16 protein-coding genes and 1 riboswitch are annotated in these 17054 nt (G+C 39.9%); of the genes, 6 read left to right on the top strand and 10 right to left on the bottom strand.

What is annotated here, in order from left to right; all coding sequences use genetic code 11:
* Positions 1-73: 73 nt before the first annotated feature.
* The 5 genes from AC07M3_RS13205 to AC07M3_RS13225 form a co-directional block, all read right to left on the bottom strand.
* On the bottom strand, positions 74-1135 hold the full coding sequence (locus AC07M3_RS13205) for an SPOR domain-containing protein (RefSeq protein WP_209735037.1): 1062 nt from the start codon (positions 1133-1135) through the stop codon (positions 74-76).
* Positions 1126-2412 (bottom strand): bifunctional tetrahydrofolate synthase/dihydrofolate synthase, encoded by a 1287-nt coding sequence (folC, locus tag AC07M3_RS13210; protein WP_494567505.1) that lies wholly within the window; start codon positions 2410-2412, stop codon positions 1126-1128. The genes AC07M3_RS13205 and folC overlap by 10 nt, the downstream gene beginning before the upstream one ends.
* On the bottom strand, positions 2409-3305 hold the full coding sequence (accD, locus tag AC07M3_RS13215) for an acetyl-CoA carboxylase, carboxyltransferase subunit beta (RefSeq protein ID WP_017392445.1): 897 nt from the start codon (positions 3303-3305) through the stop codon (positions 2409-2411). Before accD ends, folC begins: the two co-directional genes overlap by 4 nt.
* Positions 3302-4105, bottom strand: a complete 804-nt coding sequence (trpA, locus tag AC07M3_RS13220) for a tryptophan synthase subunit alpha (protein ID WP_017392444.1) — start codon at positions 4103-4105, stop codon at positions 3302-3304. Before trpA ends, accD begins: the two co-directional genes overlap by 4 nt.
* 246 nt (positions 4106-4351) lie before the next feature.
* Positions 4352-5401, bottom strand: a complete 1050-nt coding sequence (locus AC07M3_RS13225) for an AraC family transcriptional regulator (RefSeq protein WP_494567506.1) — start codon at positions 5399-5401, stop codon at positions 4352-4354.
* A 121-nt stretch (positions 5402-5522) separates the two neighbouring features.
* On the opposite strand from AC07M3_RS13225, the gene AC07M3_RS13230 reads away from it, so the two are divergent.
* Positions 5523-6398 (top strand): metal-dependent hydrolase, encoded by an 876-nt coding sequence (locus AC07M3_RS13230; protein WP_005050101.1) that lies wholly within the window; start codon positions 5523-5525, stop codon positions 6396-6398.
* Positions 6399-6406: 8 nt separating this feature from the next.
* Here the strand turns inward: AC07M3_RS13230 and AC07M3_RS13235 are convergent, their stop codons facing one another.
* From AC07M3_RS13235 to AC07M3_RS13250, 4 genes are read right to left on the bottom strand one after another with little or no spacing between them, the layout of a single operon-like run.
* Entirely contained in the window at positions 6407-7402 is a 996-nt protein-coding gene (locus AC07M3_RS13235; RefSeq protein ID WP_494567507.1) for a DUF2804 domain-containing protein, read from the bottom strand.
* Positions 7403-7439: 37 nt separating this feature from the next.
* On the bottom strand, positions 7440-7952 hold the full coding sequence (locus tag AC07M3_RS13240; RefSeq protein ID WP_494567508.1) for a DUF1543 domain-containing protein: 513 nt from the start codon (positions 7950-7952) through the stop codon (positions 7440-7442).
* Between the two features lie 12 nt (positions 7953-7964).
* Positions 7965-9194: a tryptophan synthase subunit beta gene (gene trpB / locus AC07M3_RS13245; RefSeq protein ID WP_003655197.1), complete on the bottom strand. Its 1230-nt coding sequence runs from the start codon at positions 9192-9194 to the stop codon at positions 7965-7967.
* Positions 9169-9837, bottom strand: a complete 669-nt coding sequence (locus tag AC07M3_RS13250; protein WP_494567509.1) for a phosphoribosylanthranilate isomerase — start codon at positions 9835-9837, stop codon at positions 9169-9171. Before AC07M3_RS13250 ends, trpB begins: the two co-directional genes overlap by 26 nt.
* A 126-nt stretch (positions 9838-9963) precedes the next feature.
* Positions 9964-10170, top strand: a riboswitch (cobalamin riboswitch).
* Between the two features lie 24 nt (positions 10171-10194).
* Here AC07M3_RS13250 and AC07M3_RS13255 point away from each other — a divergent pair.
* The 3 genes from AC07M3_RS13255 (at position 10195) to AC07M3_RS13265 (ending at position 13507) form a co-directional block, all read left to right on the top strand.
* Positions 10195-12045 (top strand): TonB-dependent receptor plug domain-containing protein, encoded by a 1851-nt coding sequence (locus tag AC07M3_RS13255; RefSeq protein ID WP_494567510.1) that lies wholly within the window; start codon positions 10195-10197, stop codon positions 12043-12045.
* Positions 12046-12140: 95 nt separating this feature from the next.
* Entirely contained in the window at positions 12141-12719 is a 579-nt protein-coding gene (locus AC07M3_RS13260) for a cob(I)yrinic acid a,c-diamide adenosyltransferase (RefSeq protein ID WP_004638907.1), read from the top strand.
* Positions 12720-12793: 74 nt separating this feature from the next.
* Positions 12794-13507, top strand: coding sequence for a glycerophosphodiester phosphodiesterase (locus AC07M3_RS13265; protein WP_494567511.1), 714 nt, complete (start codon positions 12794-12796; stop codon positions 13505-13507).
* Positions 13508-13537: 30 nt separating this feature from the next.
* On the opposite strand, the gene AC07M3_RS13270 is transcribed toward AC07M3_RS13265, so the two are convergent.
* A complete protein-coding gene (locus tag AC07M3_RS13270) occupies positions 13538-14077 on the bottom strand; it encodes an META domain-containing protein (protein ID WP_127493904.1) in 540 nt (179 codons plus the stop codon).
* A gap of 208 nt (positions 14078-14285) precedes the next feature.
* On the opposite strand from AC07M3_RS13270, the gene AC07M3_RS13275 reads away from it, so the two are divergent.
* Together AC07M3_RS13275 and AC07M3_RS13280 are read left to right on the top strand one after the other, a co-directional pair.
* A complete protein-coding gene (locus AC07M3_RS13275; protein WP_092708642.1) occupies positions 14286-15458 on the top strand; it encodes an acyl-CoA desaturase in 1173 nt (390 codons plus the stop codon).
* A gap of 99 nt (positions 15459-15557) precedes the next feature.
* Positions 15558-17000, top strand: coding sequence for a protein adenylyltransferase SelO (locus AC07M3_RS13280; RefSeq protein ID WP_494567512.1), 1443 nt, complete (start codon positions 15558-15560; stop codon positions 16998-17000).
* The last annotated feature ends 54 nt before the right edge of the window (positions 17001-17054 follow it).

The raw sequence follows: 17054 nt of genomic DNA on the forward strand, positions 1-17054 counted from the left end.
ATTGAATGGAACACTCCTCACAAGAATAAAGCCTTTGAAGTGTTCCTGATTTGATTTAGGGGATGATCAGCCGTTATCGCTGATCAAGCGGTACCCAGTCAATTACCCAAGCCGATTTCATATTTAAACTTGAATCAGAAGTAATTTTCTTACGGGCTGCATCTGCTGTATCACGGTCTTTCGCTGGTCCAACCATAATACGAATTCCCTTGCTGGTTTGGCTCGTAGTTACCTTGTAGCCTTTAGCTCGTAATTTAGAAACAACTGCATCTGCATTTGCTTGGTTAGCAGCCAATGCAACTTGCACCATCCACTTTTTATCACCATTTTCCAGCAGTTCACGCGCTTTTTCAGCATCAGCTTTTTTATCGGCTTCAGCTTTGCGTTTAGCATCTGATGCTTTCTTATCTGCTTCTGCCTGACGTTTTGCTTCAGCTGCTTTCTTATCTACTTCTGCTTGACGTTTTGCTTCAGTTGCTTTCTTATCTGCTTCTGCTTGACGTTTTGCTTCAGCTGCTTTCTTATCTGCTTCTGCCTGGCGTTTTGCTTCAGTTGCTTTTTTATCTGCTTCTGCTTGGCGTTTAGCATCTGATGCTTTCTTATCAGCTTCTGCTTGGCGCTTGGCATCAGCCGCTTTTTTATCTGCTTCTGCTTTTGCACTATCTACAGATTTTTTCTTCACATCAGTTTGTGGACTTTTTACTTTGCCATCACTGCCGACAACTTCCGGCGGAATATTGTCTGAACTTTCTTGAGCAGCGGTACGACGTGCATTAATCGCAGCATATTCGGCAGCTGCTTTACGAGCAGCATCGGCTTCAGCTTGCTGTTGCATGGCTAAAAACTCAGCTGCGCGTGCTTCCTGTTCTGCAACAGCCTTTTCACGCGAACGGCGTTGTTCTTCTAGCAAACGCTTTTCTGTTGCAACATCAACCGCTAGAGGTTGTAGTTGTACCATTTGTCCTTCGGTTGCTTGCTTTGGCTTAGTTTGAGTTTTTGGTGATGTAGATGCGGATGGTTGAACTTCAACCTGCTTTATTTCTTCATTTCCTTTTAGAAGTAATGCTGCCAATAAAACACCACCACCCAGTAAAACAACACCACCCATCCAGCGTTGTTTGTTATTCATTGACATTCTTCCAAATACTCCCAAATCGCTTCTAAAGTATGAAACGAACCACAGGCCAAAATCAGCTGATTGTTATTTGTTTGCTCAAGCGCTGATTTAAATGCCTCTTTGATATTGCCATATTGTTGTACTGTCTGACCTTGCAAGGCATCATTGAGTTGCTGAATCGATGCAGCACGCGGCACATTCAACTCAGCAATTTTCCAATGTAAAACAGTAGGTTTCAATAAATCGACTACTGATTTTATATCTTTATCTGCCAGCATTGAAAATACTGCGACAACTTCTGTGTACTGTTTATTGTATTCTAAGAAATTTCGCAATTGCTTTAACAAAAATTCAACACCATGTGGATTGTGTCCGGCATCAAAAATTACTGTTTTTCCTTCCACTTGACGCTGTTCAAAACGCCCTGCTAAGCGTGCAGCTTGAATACCTTTTTCTAAAGCAGACTGAGAAATTTCAAGTCCGCTATTTAAAATGGCTGCAACCGCCCCCGCAATATTTTCGATGGCTAAATGGCCTAAAGGAAGCTTTAAAGTGGTTCCTTCTGAAGCAAAGTACCAGTTTTGCCCATCATCGGCGAGTTTATAAAAATAATCACGATTAACGGTATATAAAATTGCTTGTATGCTTTCTGCTTTATCTTGAATTGCTTGAGGTAGAAGTTGTTCGCCAGCAAAGACAACCGGAATTTGTGGACGAATAATACCTGCTTTTTCAAAAGCAATTTTTTCAATGGTATCGCCTAACCAATCGGTATGATCTAGGCCAATATTAGTAATAATCGCAACATTGGGATCAATTACATTAACAACATCTAAGCGCCCGCCCAAACCGACTTCGAGCACCCATACATCGCATTGCTGCTGTTTAAAAATGACAAAAGCAGCCAAAGTGGTTGCTTCAAAAAAAGATAAGCTTAAATCACAATCGCGACGAGCCTGATCGACTTGAACAAAAGCATCAATCAGACTTTGATCATCGACTTCGACTCCACCTAATTTGACTCGTTCATTAAAGCGATAGATATGGGGTGACTGATATAACCCAACTTTATAACCCTGCTCATTTAATATAGCAGCTAATATAGTTGTCGTTGAGCCTTTACCATTCGTTCCGGCTACTGTAAAAACTTTAGCAGTAGGCTGAGTTACGCCCAGCTTTTCTGCCACAGGAATTACACGTTCCAGACCAAGATCTATCCCTGTAACGTGAACATGGCTCCAATAATTGAGCCATGTATCTAAAGAGTCTATTGAAAGTGGAGCTTGTTGATTCAAGGTAAGTTCATCAATTTCGATACAAGTCGAGATACAGTATCACGTAAAGCATGACGATGAACAATCTGATCGATTACGCCATGATCAAGCAAATATTCAGCACGTTGGAATGGCTCTTCCAATGTTTCACGTACAGTTTGTTCAATTACACGTTTACCTGCAAAGCCGATCATCGCTTTCGGTTCAGCAATATGAATATCACCTAACATTGCTAAAGAAGCTGTTACACCACCATAAACCGGATGTGTTAACACCACGATGTAAGGTAAGCCTGCATCTTTTAATTTTTGGATCGCCGCTGAAGTACGTGCCATTTGCATAAGTGACAACATGCCTTCTTGCATACGTGCGCCACCAGAAGCTGCGAAACAGATTAATGGTTGACGTTTTGCAATAGCAAGTTCAGCAGCCTGAACAAAACGGTCACCCACTACAGTACCCATAGAGCCGCCCATAAAGTCGAACTCAAAAGCACATGCAATCATATCCACGCCATTTAAATTGCCTTGCATTGCAATTAAAGCTTCTGTTTCACCAGTTTTGCTTTGCGCTTCACGCATACGGTCTGGATATGGTTTAGTGTCGACAAACTTTAATGGATCTTTCGCGCTAAACTCTTGACCCAATTCAGTCACGACATTATCGAAGAACCAGTTCAAACGATCACGAGCTTTCATACGTAAGTGTTCATCACACTGTGGACAAACATACGCATTGAAAGAGATTGCTGTACGTGTCACTAGAGCATGACATTCAGGGCATTCAATCGTTGGCTCAGTAAATGTTGCTTTGAGAATTTGTTGCTCATTTGCGACTTCAATACCTGGAACCGGACGTTTTGTCCATGGTGTCGAAGGGCTAAGAACTTTCCCTGATTTCACTTCTTGATTCATACTAACTCATCGAGCGCTGCTCGAAGCTCCTTGACTTTATTCACCGTCTGTTCAACAGCGTCATCCGCTGCCAACGTTGCAAAATTTTTAACGAAAGCACTACCTACAATCACAGCATCAGCAACGCTACCCATTGCTTTTGCTGAAGCGGCATCACTAATACCAAAACCAACACCAACTGGAATATCAGTGGCATTTTTGATTTTCTGAATACGTGCAGCAGCTTCTGCCGTATCTAGTGTTGCTGCTCCTGTTACACCCTTGAGTGAAACATAGTAGATAAATCCACTTGCCTGATTTGCCACATGTTGAATGCGCTGGTCTGTAGATGTTGGCGCGAGCAAGAAGATTTGATCCATGTCATGTTGCTTCAACACAGCACCAAACTCTTTTGACTCTTCTGGCGGTAAATCCACCAGCAATAAGCCATCTACACCACACTGTTTCGCATGAGAAATAAATTTCTCGTAACCAATCACTTCAACCGGATTCAGATAACCCATTAAAACAACAGGTGTATCCTGATCCTGTTCACGGAACTCCTTTACCATATTGAGAGCATCTAATGTGTTAGTCCCTGCTGCAAGCGCACGTTCAGCTGCAAGCGCAATTACCGGACCATCAGCCATTGGGTCTGAAAATGGTAAACCAAGCTCAATGACATCTACTCCTGCCGCAACCATTTTATGCAGTAACGGAACTGTTACTTGCGGTTGTGGATCACCCGCCATAACATAAGATACAAGCGCTTTACGTTGTTGGGACTTAAGCTTTTCAAAACGGGTGGCAAGACGTGACATAGGGTTGTGCTTTCCTTGAATTATTTAAAATTGAGGAGTTGTTTGTAGAAATACAAGAACATCGCATTTTAACGCTATTTTTTGTCCATTGAACAGGTCTAACGTTATGGCGATATTCGATTGTATGATTCATACAACCCATGGCGTACATTTATCAATATTTTGAAACTTTTCTCAATGATCAAAGCTTCCTATTTTCGAGCCATTATTAGATCGTCATCTGAATAGAAAACCATCCAAAAATGCCTATTTCACTGCATTTTTATTGGTTAGCTGTAATTGTCTTTTTCTTGTCAGCAAGGTTTGTCCTGTCAAATTTTTATGAGCCCGTGCAAGTGCTGACTGATCCGAATATCCCAACTGTTCAGCAATTAAAGTGAGGCTTGTATTTTGGTTGAGTAATATCTCACAACGTCTCATGCGCTCTGCATCTAAAATTAATTTAAATGAAGTGTTTAATGACTGTAGCTGGCGCTGTAAGCTTCGTACTGAAATATTCAACTCGATGGCAATATCTTCTATTTTAGGCGCTTGCTGTCTTTGCTTAAAATATTCATGCACGATCCAATGTATTTGCTGAGCTAAATCTGTTTGTATTTTACGCTGAGCTAACGCCTCTTCTGCCTGTTTCACCAAAAGTTGCATTAAGGTCGGGTCTGCATGTTGAGGGCGAATACTTAGTCCTTCACTTGCAAAAGTTAATGCATAGTAAGGTTTTCCAAATGATAATTTGCATTGAAAGAAACGCTGATAGTGCACTAACGGACCACGTGCGCTGTGCACAAACTCAACTTGTTGCAAGAGAAAATCATGCAGTGGGGCTATTTGTTTAGCAAGTTGTACCATAGCTGCCAAGGTCAATTCACAAAGTATGATATTACTGTCATCAACCAACGGCCAATACAAACGAATTTTAGAAACATCTTGCTCGATTTGCATAGGCACGACTTGCTCACCGTCAATCACCAGACGGTGAAACTTCATGATATATTCAAGAACCTCTGCAAAGCTACCACTTCGGGATGCCATATATCCCAATACACCAAAATTGGCAGGTGTAATACAAGTTGCCATTTCCAAAGCTAAATTGGAAACTTGTAGTCGAGATTCGGTCAGCTCTAAAAGCTCAAGAAAAAAAGTTAAAGGTGATTGAGCATCGATAGATGCAGATAAAATGTTTTGAACTTGGCGAACTTGAACATCTGTTAGATTTAATGCCTGCCAGTCCATCCCCTTTTCTTTTAAGTAAGTATTCCAAAGGTAAAAATAACCATTTGAAATCGTAAATTCCTGCATGGCGCATCCTTTTTTTACTACCACCTTGTCGTAAACTGTATAAAAATTGGCAATAACTGTCAAAACAAAGCCGACCAGTCGCGACATACTAGTGAACAAGTTAGATGCGAGAAATAAGAATATGAACGCACATGTTTCTTATCAGGTCGATCCAGTGGTTCGTAAAGATCTAGATTTTCATTTAAACGAAGCACCTCGCTTTTGGTTTAATAATGATCCTTTTTTGACTCGTATGTTTGATGCACTCAGCTTAACCTTTCCAGATGGAGAGCGTTATTTTATTGAATGTGTTCGTATGTTCCGTGACAAAATTGATGATCCAGAACTACAAAGACGAGTTGTGGACTTTATTAAACAAGAAGCTCAACATGGTATTGCTCATGACAAAATGAATCAGATCATGAAAGAGCAAGGCATGCCCGTTGACCAGTTCACAACCACGCTGAAAAGGATTTTCCGTTTTGAACTGACAAAACGCTCACCGCAATACAACATTGCCATGACTGCTGCTGCCGAACATTTAACAGCCTTAATGGCAGAGACGTTTTATAGCAACAAAAAAACATTGGAAAATGCACATCCGTATGTTCGAGCACTGTTTGCGTGGCATGCCATTGAAGAGATGGAGCATCGGGATGTTGCTTTTGACGTCATGAAACAAGTCGGTGAAGTGCCTGAGTCAACACGTCGCTTTGTATTAGTGGCTACAACAGTATTAATGTTTGGTTTTACGCTTTATCGTACCAATGTCATGTTGAAATGTGATGGTTTTAGTTCTAGAGAAAGACTGTTGATGACACTTAAAGGTTTGCCTTGGTTTTTCGGTAAAAATGGCACATTAACAGCCATGAAAAGCCAATATCTAGACTGGTTTAAAAAAGATTTTCATCCAAGTCAGCATCCGGTAATTCGTCAATATCCTGTTTGGATTGAAACACTCGAAAAGACAAATGACCCAATTGCAGCTGGCGAAGCATTCTGGCAAGCAGGTTTATAACCTGCTTGTTACCATTTTGCGTAATGTTGTTCTAATAAACCATATTGCTCATTGCAATTGATTATATCGGTTGCCTCATGCTCAATAGTGCCACTAATTTTAGCTTGCCACTGATTGAACTGGCTTCCAATCATTCTTAAATTAATATTTTCGTATCTACACCAACCAATATGCACTTGGAGATTAAGCTTTTGATCTAGAGAACTAATTTGCCAAAGTTCATCATTTACTTTTTCAAATAAAACGTCAGTCAGTGGAAATAAAACTCCGTTAATCCATAAGCAGTTTTCATTACCAAAACTTTCATTAACGCCAGAAGCTAAATTTAGGCCAATACGTCTGCCTTGTTCATCCCAGAAATTACATGAAAGCCAAAACCAAGCTGTTTCAGGTCGCAAAAAACCACAAGTATCGTCTAAAGATGCAAAAGTCTTTTCATCAAATTGTACAACTTGGTTTTGTCTATTAATAAACATCCCTTCTACACCCAGCGTCGTCTGCTTTTGAGTATAAGTCCAACCATTAATTCCTGTCGGTGTACATAAACTTAATATATCGGTGCCAGCACAAAAAATCCGAGCACTGAGTTTAATCTCACCATATTTAGTGACTCGAATGTACCGCACACCATTCGCATGCTGAATATCAAATTGATAAGGCGATTTAGAAAAATAACTTTGATTAAACAATGGTTGTTCATCAAGATAGGTTTTATGACCTAAAGGCTGAATCGCATTCCATTCAATTACCTGCTGGGTTTCATGATCATAAATATAGAAAAACCCGTGACCGACCCAGCCAATATCCGCAATGGCCAGACCAATACTATAATGTTTATGTTGAATACCACAGAATTTAAATTTCTTGTATTTTAATTGCTTACGCCAGCCTTTTAAGACCTTACCATAAGGGGTTTTATAAATATAATGTTGTACATGAATGGTTGACGGTACAGATTCAAAACGCCCATAACGAGGCTGTCCATTTTCTTGAATTAAATCCATTTACCCACTTCCATATGAATATTAGATTTCAAATGACCTATACAACGGTCAAATACGTATTTTCCCAAACTGTTGCAGCAAAATCGCCTTTTATTAAATGAATATAGCGCCCTGCTACACAATCTATCGCTAAGCAGTCATCAATATCAATGACTCGATCTGTATGCGCTTTTTGCCACTGTTGATCTATAAATTGTTTACCCAATTGTTTTGCAATAACAGCATTGGGCGCAACAACAAACTCATAACGGTGAAGTTCACCGAATTCATGAGCATTATATCCCCCCAGATTAATTAAATATAACTTTAAGTCATCTGGTTTTGGTGCTGCATCAGTGAAATGAATTTGATAATTCTCACCTTGTGAAGCCACACCAGAAAGCTTAGCCCAAGCATCAATATGTAATCCTTGAGCCTCACCAAACCAAGCCTGTTTAAGTTGAGGATAAACTTCTTCCAAAGTATCTCCTACAGCCATGACAACATCATGAACTTCTGTATTAGCGCGTGCATGACGCCCGCCCAACATCACCATAAACAGACTTGGCATTTTTATTCCCGCTTACATCTCAACCATTTCTACGCCATCAATGCGCGCAACAGTCATTAAATCTTTATCACCACGACCTGAAACGGTCGCAATAATAATCTGATCTTTAGACATAGTCGGTGCAAGCTTAGAGACATAAGCCATGGCATGTGAGCTTTCAAGAGCAGGAATAATCCCTTCAATTTTGGTTAAATCACGGAAGCCTTGTAGAGCCTCTGTATCATTAATCGGCACATACTCAACGCGCTTCATATCTTTCAAGAAGCTGTGTTCAGGACCAACACCCGGATAATCTAACCCTGCCGAGATACTGTGTGTCTCGATAATCTGACCTTGCTCATCACTCATCAAGTAAGTACGGTTACCGTGTAACACACCAACATGGCCTGCATTTAAAGGCGCAGAGTGTTTACCAGTTTCAATACCAAAACCAGCAGCTTCAACACCATACATTTTCACATTGGCATCGTTTAAGAATGGGTAGAATAAGCCCATTGCATTTGAACCGCCACCGACACAAGCAACCAATGCATCTGGTAAGCGACCCGCTTGTTCCAAAATCTGTTTACGCGCTTCACGACCAATAATTGACTGGAAATCACGTACAAGTTGGGGATATGGATGGGGACCTGCCACCGTACCAATCACATAGTAAGTACTATCAACATTGGTCACCCAGTCACGCATCGCTTCGTTCATGGCATCTTTAAGTGTTTTAGAGCCACTCTGTACAGGCACAACTGTTGCACCCAACAAACGCATACGATAAACATTCATCGCTTGACGCTTAACGTCTTCAGCACCCATATAAACAACACATTCAAGGCCTAAACGCGCTGCTATCGTTGCTGTTGCCACACCATGTTGCCCAGCACCAGTTTCAGCAATAATACGTTTTTTACCAGAAAGCTTTGCCAATAGCGCCTGACCAATCGTGTTGTTTACCTTATGTGAGCCTGTATGGTTCAAGTCTTCACGTTTCAGGTAAATTTGTGCACCACCTAACTCTTTTGACCATCGCTCAGCATAATAAAGTGGACTAGGACGACCTACATAGTAGGCGAGATCGCGGTCGAATTCTGCCAGAAACTGTTCATCATTTTTCATGCGGGAATATAGATTTTCTAAATCTTCTAATGCCGCCATTAGAGTTTCTGACACAAAACGTCCGCCATGGATACCGAAATGCCCTGCAGCATCTGGGTACTGTGTATAGTCAATCACATTGTTTTGCTGATCCACGTTGGACTCCTTGCATAAATCGTTCAATGAGTTGTTGGTCTTTTATACCTTTTGCGGACTCTACGCCTCCGCTCACATCTACTGCAAAAGCACCGGTAGTATGAATAGCGTCAATGACATTGTCAGGGGTTAAACCACCTGCCAAGATTAATGGAATATCAAGTTTTGGAAATTTAGACCAGTCAAACTGATGTCCTGTGCCCCCTTTAAGCTCAGGATGCCACGCATCGAGCAAGACAGCACTGGCTCCAACCGCCTGATATTTTTGAATTTCAGCAATAACATCAAGATCAGGCTTAACCTGAATCGCTTTATACCAGCGACGCTTACAATGGCGAGCTATCTCCTGACATTGTTCTGGAGTTTCGTCGCCATGTAGTTGTAATACATCTAGGGGAACACAATCAAGTACTGACTGAATCTCAGTAGCACTTGCATTCACAAACAAACCAACAAGTTGTACATAAGGAGGAATAAGTTTAACTAGTTCTTGTGCCTGCTCGAGTGTGACATGTCTTGGACTTGGCGGAAAAAATACAAAACCAATTGCATCTGCTCCAGCCGCAACTACTGACTGAACATCTTGAGGACGAGTAATTCCACAGATTTTCGCTCGTATACGTTTTTGGTTTGATGGGCTCATGATCTGCCTAAACTACAACCATTTCTTAAAATAAGCGCCATTGTAATGCAATTTTTGCCCCTTGCGTAAAAGTTCTCTGGGAATTGGGCTAAATGACATTGTATGAAATAAATCGCCACTTTATACTGCGTTCAATTGGAAGCAAGTGTAAGCTATTAATGCTTTAGGGAAGCTGGTGAAAGTCCGGCACTGCCCCCGCAACGGTAACAATGTAAAGCATATTTTTTAAGTCGATATCGACTTACACCACTGCAATGATGTGGGAAGGTGAATATGTCCATAAATTAAATATGGCGCTGAAGTCCGGAGACCTACTTGTTTCATCTATCTACCCGATCATTCACGTGGGGTGAATGTATGGAGCATGTTATGTCTAAGACTTTTCAACCTACTCGTCTGGTAGGGGCTATCGCTATTGCGATGGGGTTTTCACCTGTTATTTTTGCTGAAGAAACAACGAACGCAACTCAACTTGATCCAATTGTAGTGACTGCTTCAAAAAGTGCTGAAAAAGCGAGTGAAGTTCCAGCGCGTATTTCAGTGATTGATGAAAAAACAATTGGGCAGAATCCAATTGCAGATTTGCCGTCTCTATTAAGAAAAGAAGCTGGGTTAACTATTCATCAAACAGGTGGTTATGGCCAAACAGCTTCTGTATTTATCCGAGGAGCAAGTGCTGGACACACTCTATTTTTACAAGACGGTATGCGTTCAAATACTGCCACTGTAGCAGGTCAAAATATTCACTTATTTGATACAACCGATATTAAACAAATTGAAATATTACGGGGCCCGGCATCAGTTCAATATGGTACTGATGCGATTGGTGGGGTAATTCAATTAATTTCAAAAACTCCTACACAAAATAAAATCTTTACGACTATCGAAGCTGGCGAGAAAAATACTTATAAATCTATTCTAGGTATAGATTTAGCCCAAGATGGTTATTATGCTCAAATTCGTGGTCAACGTTTTGAAACAGATGGTGATCAAATCATTAGCAATGACAATCGTAAAGCTGGTTTTGATCAAAAAGGGTATTCAGCTAAAGTTGGTGTTGATAAAGAGCAATATGCTTTATCAGCTGAAATCAAAGAAAATAAAGGTACTGGTGACTTTTTTTCTTATGGCTCAGCACAAGCCTATGATTTTACTAACCGCTTATATAATGTTAACGCCCGTCTTAATTTAACTAACAATATTATTTGGAATACTCGTCTTTCTCAATTTGAAGACCAATATAATTTAATAAAAGCAGCATATCCATCAATTGTAAATACAAAGCAACAAGAGGTAGATTCAAATATTAAATGGCAATTTACACCAAGCCAAAATATTTTATTTGGTGTAGAACATAATAAAACAACTGCAGAGAAAGTAGTTGCTTATAGTGGCGATACAGGATTCGATAATTCTAATAAGACGACTGGCTATTATTTACAACATCAATATCAACATGATGGCATTAATACCCAAGCAGGTATTCGTGTAGAAGATAATGACCAATTTGGTACACATACAGTTGGACAACTTGCTGGGCGTCTCCTTGTAACACCAACCACTAGTGTATATGCAAATATTGGTACAGCCTTCCGTGCACCAGTTGTAGGACAAATTATTACGGAACCAACTTGGTGGGGAGGAAATCCAGATTTAAAACCAGAAGAAAGCGTGTCATATGAACTTGGATTTGATCAAAAACTAAACCACGGCTTAAATGTATATGGTTCGGTTTATCAAACTAAAGTTGATAACTTAATGGTATCTTCTGCCGCAACAAATTTCGTATTTTATAATATTGATAAAGCAACCTTAACTGGTGCTGAGTTAGGTTTAAAGTGGTCACTAGATAATTGGTTTATCAATGCTGAATATGCTTATATTCAACCTAAAAATGATGAAACTGATCAAGATGCGCCAAATCGCCCACGTCAAAACTTCAACATGAATATTGGTTGGGATAATGGTATATATGGCTTCAACACTGCTTTCGTTGCAAAAGGCAAAGCAAAAGATACACAAGATGTCCCAGGCTACACTACTCTTGATTTTAACGCTTATTGGCAAATGAACCCAAATGTCAAAATCTTTACTAATATTCAAAACTTATATGATACAGACTATAAAACTGCGTGGAATAAAGAGGTTGGCTCATACTATATTGCCAGCGGCCGTCTTGCATCAGCTGGTGTGACCTTAAGCTACTAAGCAAAAGTTTAATTATAAAAATATTTTCTTAACTCCAGTTTCGGGGTAATGTTCTGACCGACATTATCCCCTTTTTTATGTTCAGGATATCCATCATGGGACACCGTTTAAGCAAAATCTATACACGCACAGGCGACTCAGGTACAACAGGTTTAGGCGATGGCTCTCGTGTTGCCAAAGATGATTTAAGAGTTGCAGCACTTGGTGATGTCGATGAACTAAATGCCATTATTGGCGTTCTTCGAGCTCAAATCACTGCAAGTCAAGTAATAGACAAAGCAAATTGGGATAAGAGTCTAAGCTTAGTTCAACACTGGCTTTTTGACTTAGGCGGCGAGGTTTGTATTCCAAACTACAATTTACTTCAGCCTGTTTGCATTGAATTTCTTGAAAAAGAAATTGACCGTATGAATGAAGACTTACCCATGCTTAAAGAGTTTATTCTACCATCTGGCTCTTTAACTTGCAGTTATGCCCATCAGGCACGCGCAGTTTGCCGCCGTGCAGAACGATCGCTAATGTCAGTACAAACACGCGACCAGAATATTCAAACCACGGCACTCCAACTTTTAAACCGTCTGTCTGACTGGTTGTTTGTCGCATCTCGCGCTTTACAACGTGCTGAAGGTGGACAAGAAGTGCTTTGGCAAAAAAATATTAATGAGATTATTTAAAAGTAGATTAGATTAAACATGGTCTCTGCTCTTTTGAAGAGACCATCATTAGAAATAGTTGATAGAAGAAAATTATGCGCATTATTGGTCATCGTGGTGCTCGCAAAGAAGCTCCTGAAAATACGCTAGGTGGTTTTCAGCACTTAAAAAATCTAGGTATTCTTGGTGTCGAATTTGATATTCGTCAGCTTCAAGATCAAGAATTAGTCGTTATCCATGATGACAATTTCTTACGTACTGCGGGAATAGATCAAATTGTTGAGCAATCTAATTTGTCTCAAGCATTGTCATTTGATCATCGTCAAAACTGGCCCAATTGGCCAAACTCTGAACCAACACCTACACTTACAGGCGTTTTAAACTTACTTGATAACTTCGATCATATTGAAGTTGAAGTGAAAGCTGTAAGAGACATGGCTTTAGCAGAAAGACTCGTTCAAAAGCTTGAGACTGAATTGCAGGGTTATGAGAAAGTCGTGACCATCACAAGTTTTGACCTTCAGATCCTAACAGCTTTACGTGAGATGAATTCTCAATTTAAACGAGGCATATTAGTTGAACTTCCAGTGGGTGCAATCGCAATTGAACTCGCTCATCAATATGGTTGCTGTCATATTGGCTGGCATGATCAACTCGCAACAGATGAAATGATTCAGCTTTCACAACAAGCAAACCTAAATATTAGTGTTTGGACAGTGAATGATGTAGAAAGAGCAAAAAAGCTACGGGATTTAGATATACAGGGGCTAATTACAGATATTCCAACTGCGATGTTACAAGCTCTGTAAATATAAAAAAGGTGGTAAAACCACCTTTTATTATTTCTTTTGTGCCTGAATTAATCGCTGACCGCTTTGGTCAAGTAAATATAACGTATTACCTACTAACTGAAATTTTTGAATACGCTGTAAAGAATCAATCAACTCTGCCTCTTGAGCCAACGCACCATCACAACTTGAATGTCCTGCATTGACCTGCATATCAAGTTTCTGTTGACTGAAATCAAAAGTATATCGACCAAAAACGCCATTACAGCCCGTATGGCCTGATACTGTTTTGACAGCAGAATTTAAAGAAAGAACTGGCCATTGGTTAAAAAACTTAGCCTTGTGACCATTAATTTGGGTAATCTGCCAATCAATATCTTGAATGCCATCAGGACTCACTCTCTTTTTTACTACAGGAGGTTGTACGCGATGGACTGGTTTTACTTGAGCTTTCTGGCCTTTCTGAATATTTTGTTGTGGGGTACTTTGACATGCAGCTAATACAAGACTGATCGTGATCAAGATAGACTGCAATGATAATTTTCTTGCAATATCAATGTTGTTCTTTTTTTTCAATCGTTGTACGTTCATTAAACAACTTCTCCTACTTGAAAAACTCTGTGACATAGTTTAAATCTGTTACCGTTCTTTCAATACATCTGTACAATAATGTTAGTGATTCTCACTAAGCACGTGCTAATATGAAGGATAGAATAGCAATATATCTTGATGATTGGTTTTGCTATGTCGTTTTGTCTTTGTACCTTGTCTGACAAGGTTTCTAGGAGCGCTGCCGGATATGACTTCCGCCCCACTCAAAGCCCCAATTAACTGGACCGCTAGCATTACCTTAATTGGTTTACCAATTCTTGCTGCAATCATAATCCCGATTTATGCGTATTATTATGATTTTAGTGTAAGCGCATGGGTAAGCTTAATTTTTCTTTTAGCTCTAAGTAGTATGGGGATTACTGCTGGTTATCACCGCCTGTGGGCTCACCGAGCTTATGAAGCGTCGTTACCACTTAAAATTCTTTTAATGATTGGTGGTACATTTGCCGTGCAAAATAGTATTTTGTTCTGGGCATCTGGTCACCGTACACACCATCGACATGTTGATCATGTTGATGAGGATCCATATTCAATTAAGCGTGGTTTTTGGTATGCCCATATGGGTTGGATGATCCGCGATCATTCACCATCTGAGCCAGATTTTAAAAACGCACCAGACTTATTGAACGATAAACTGGTCATGTTTCAACATAAATACTATGGTTTACTCGTAGTTGCAGTTCATGTTGGAATTTTAGGCTTAATTGGTTGGGCAACTGGCGATTTGTGGGGTGTAGTCCTCATAGGTGGTCTATTGCGTTTAATCATTAGCCATCAAGTGACTTTCTTTATTAACTCGCTTTGCCACATGTGGGGTAAACGTCCTTATACAGACGAAAACACTGCACGTGATAATTTCTGGTTAGCCATTGCTACCTGGGGCGAGGGTTACCATAACTATCATCATATCTTCCAATACGATTATCGTAATGGTGTGAAATGGTGGCAATATGATCCAACAAAATGGTTGATATGGTCATGTTCTAAACTTGGTTTAGCTAAAAATTTACGTCGTATTCCAAGCTTTAATATTAAAAAAGCAGAATTGGCGATGAAATTTAAATACGCTGAACAAGACCTTGCTATTTATGGTCACAATGTAAATGCTGATATGACTCAGATGAAACAACGTATTGCTCAGGAATACGAAGCTTTTACCCATACATTAAATGACTGGGCAAAGCTAAAAGAGCAAGAACTACAAGCGAAAAAAGCAGCAATGGCTGAAAAGATTCATAGAATGGATCACAAGCTTAAAGTTGATTTTCAATTGCTTGAACACCGTTTAAGTCATCATCGTGAGTGTTTAGAAACGTTAATGCGTAACATTAAAAAGAACACTAATGTAGTATCAGACTAGAATAAGTTCTTATCTAAAATAGCTCTTTCGGGAGCTATTTTTATGCCCGCTTTTTAACTATGGTATAGTGAAATCTGCTTTCTCTATTTTGCCAAGCCCATGCAATTTAATCCGCTTTACCCTTCACTTTCGTCTAAATTATTCCATGTTCAGCAACCATCACCTTTACGTGGTGCAAAAGCAGGCCATTTCAATACTGCTTTGGCTGATGAGCTGCAATGGTCAGAAGACGAAAAAAATGCATGGGTTGAAATCTGTAGCGGACAGCGTACTTTCTCTGAATTTCCTTCTCTTGCTATGGTCTATGCTGGTCACCAATTCGGACAATGGGCGGGACAACTCGGTGATGGTCGTGGCTTACTGATTGCGCAAATACTTAATACAAAGGGTCAAACCATAGATCTACATCTAAAAGGTGCAGGCCCGACACCCTATTCAAGAATGGGAGACGGACGCGCAGTGTTGCGTTCTGTAGTTCGTGAATATTTAGCTGGGCATGCTTTAAATGCTTTAGGAGTCGCTTCTAGTCACGCGGTAGGTTTTACAACCTCCACTCAAGGGGTACAGCGCGAAAAACTAGAATTGGGAGCAATGTTACTAAGAACATCTGAATGTCATATTCGTTTAGGGCATTTTGAATGGATTAATCAATACGCTCCAGAGTTACTGCCAGAATTTACTCAAAAATGTATTGAGTGGCATTATCCTGAGTGTCTAGAAACTGAGAACCCTATTTTATCTTTTGCAAAAAAGGTGGTTGAGCGTACTGCAATCATGATTGCTAAATGGCAGTTGGTTGGATTTGCTCATGGTGTGATGAATACAGACAATCTCAACATTACTGGCTCTACACTCGATTTTGGTCCATATGGCTTTATGGAGCGTTTCCGCCCGAACTGGATTAATAACCACTCGGATTATCAAGGCCGTTATACTTACCAAAATCAACCAAGTATAGGTCATTGGAATTTATGGACGTGGTTAAACAACTTAATCCCTCTCGCTGAGCCTGAACAAAAGGATCAGTTTAAAGAGGAATTGGCGCGTTGCTTAGAACAATTTGAACCAACCTTCATGGAACATTACACAACTGGTTTATGTCAAAAAATGGGACTTCCCCATTTTCATAAAGACAGTCTTGATTGTAGTTTTACTTTTTTAAAAATCTTACAAACTGAACAACTCGACTACACTCAAAGCTTTATCCGACTTCAAAATAAAGAATATAAAACTCTACGAGATGATTGCCTTGATATTCGACAGTTTGATGAGTTTCTTAGTCAATATCAAAGCATTCGTGAACATCAAGATACAGATGAGCTTGATGCGAATATGCAACAAGCTAATCCAGTTTATATCTTACGTAATCACATGGCCCAACGTGCTATTGAAGCAGCTGAGCGAGATGATTTTAGCGAAGTAGATCGTTTATTTAAGCTGCTTGATCAGCCATATACAAGACAACCAGAGCTCGAACAATCACAAGATTTAGGTCCTTTACCAAGTGACGTACCAGACGTAGCAGTCAGCTGTTCTTCTTAATACTTTAAAGACTAAAACTCTCTTAAGTCGCTTAAGAGAGTTTCTTAAACATCA

It is taken from the genome of Acinetobacter sp. GW821-FHT09D10, assembly GCF_059416285.1.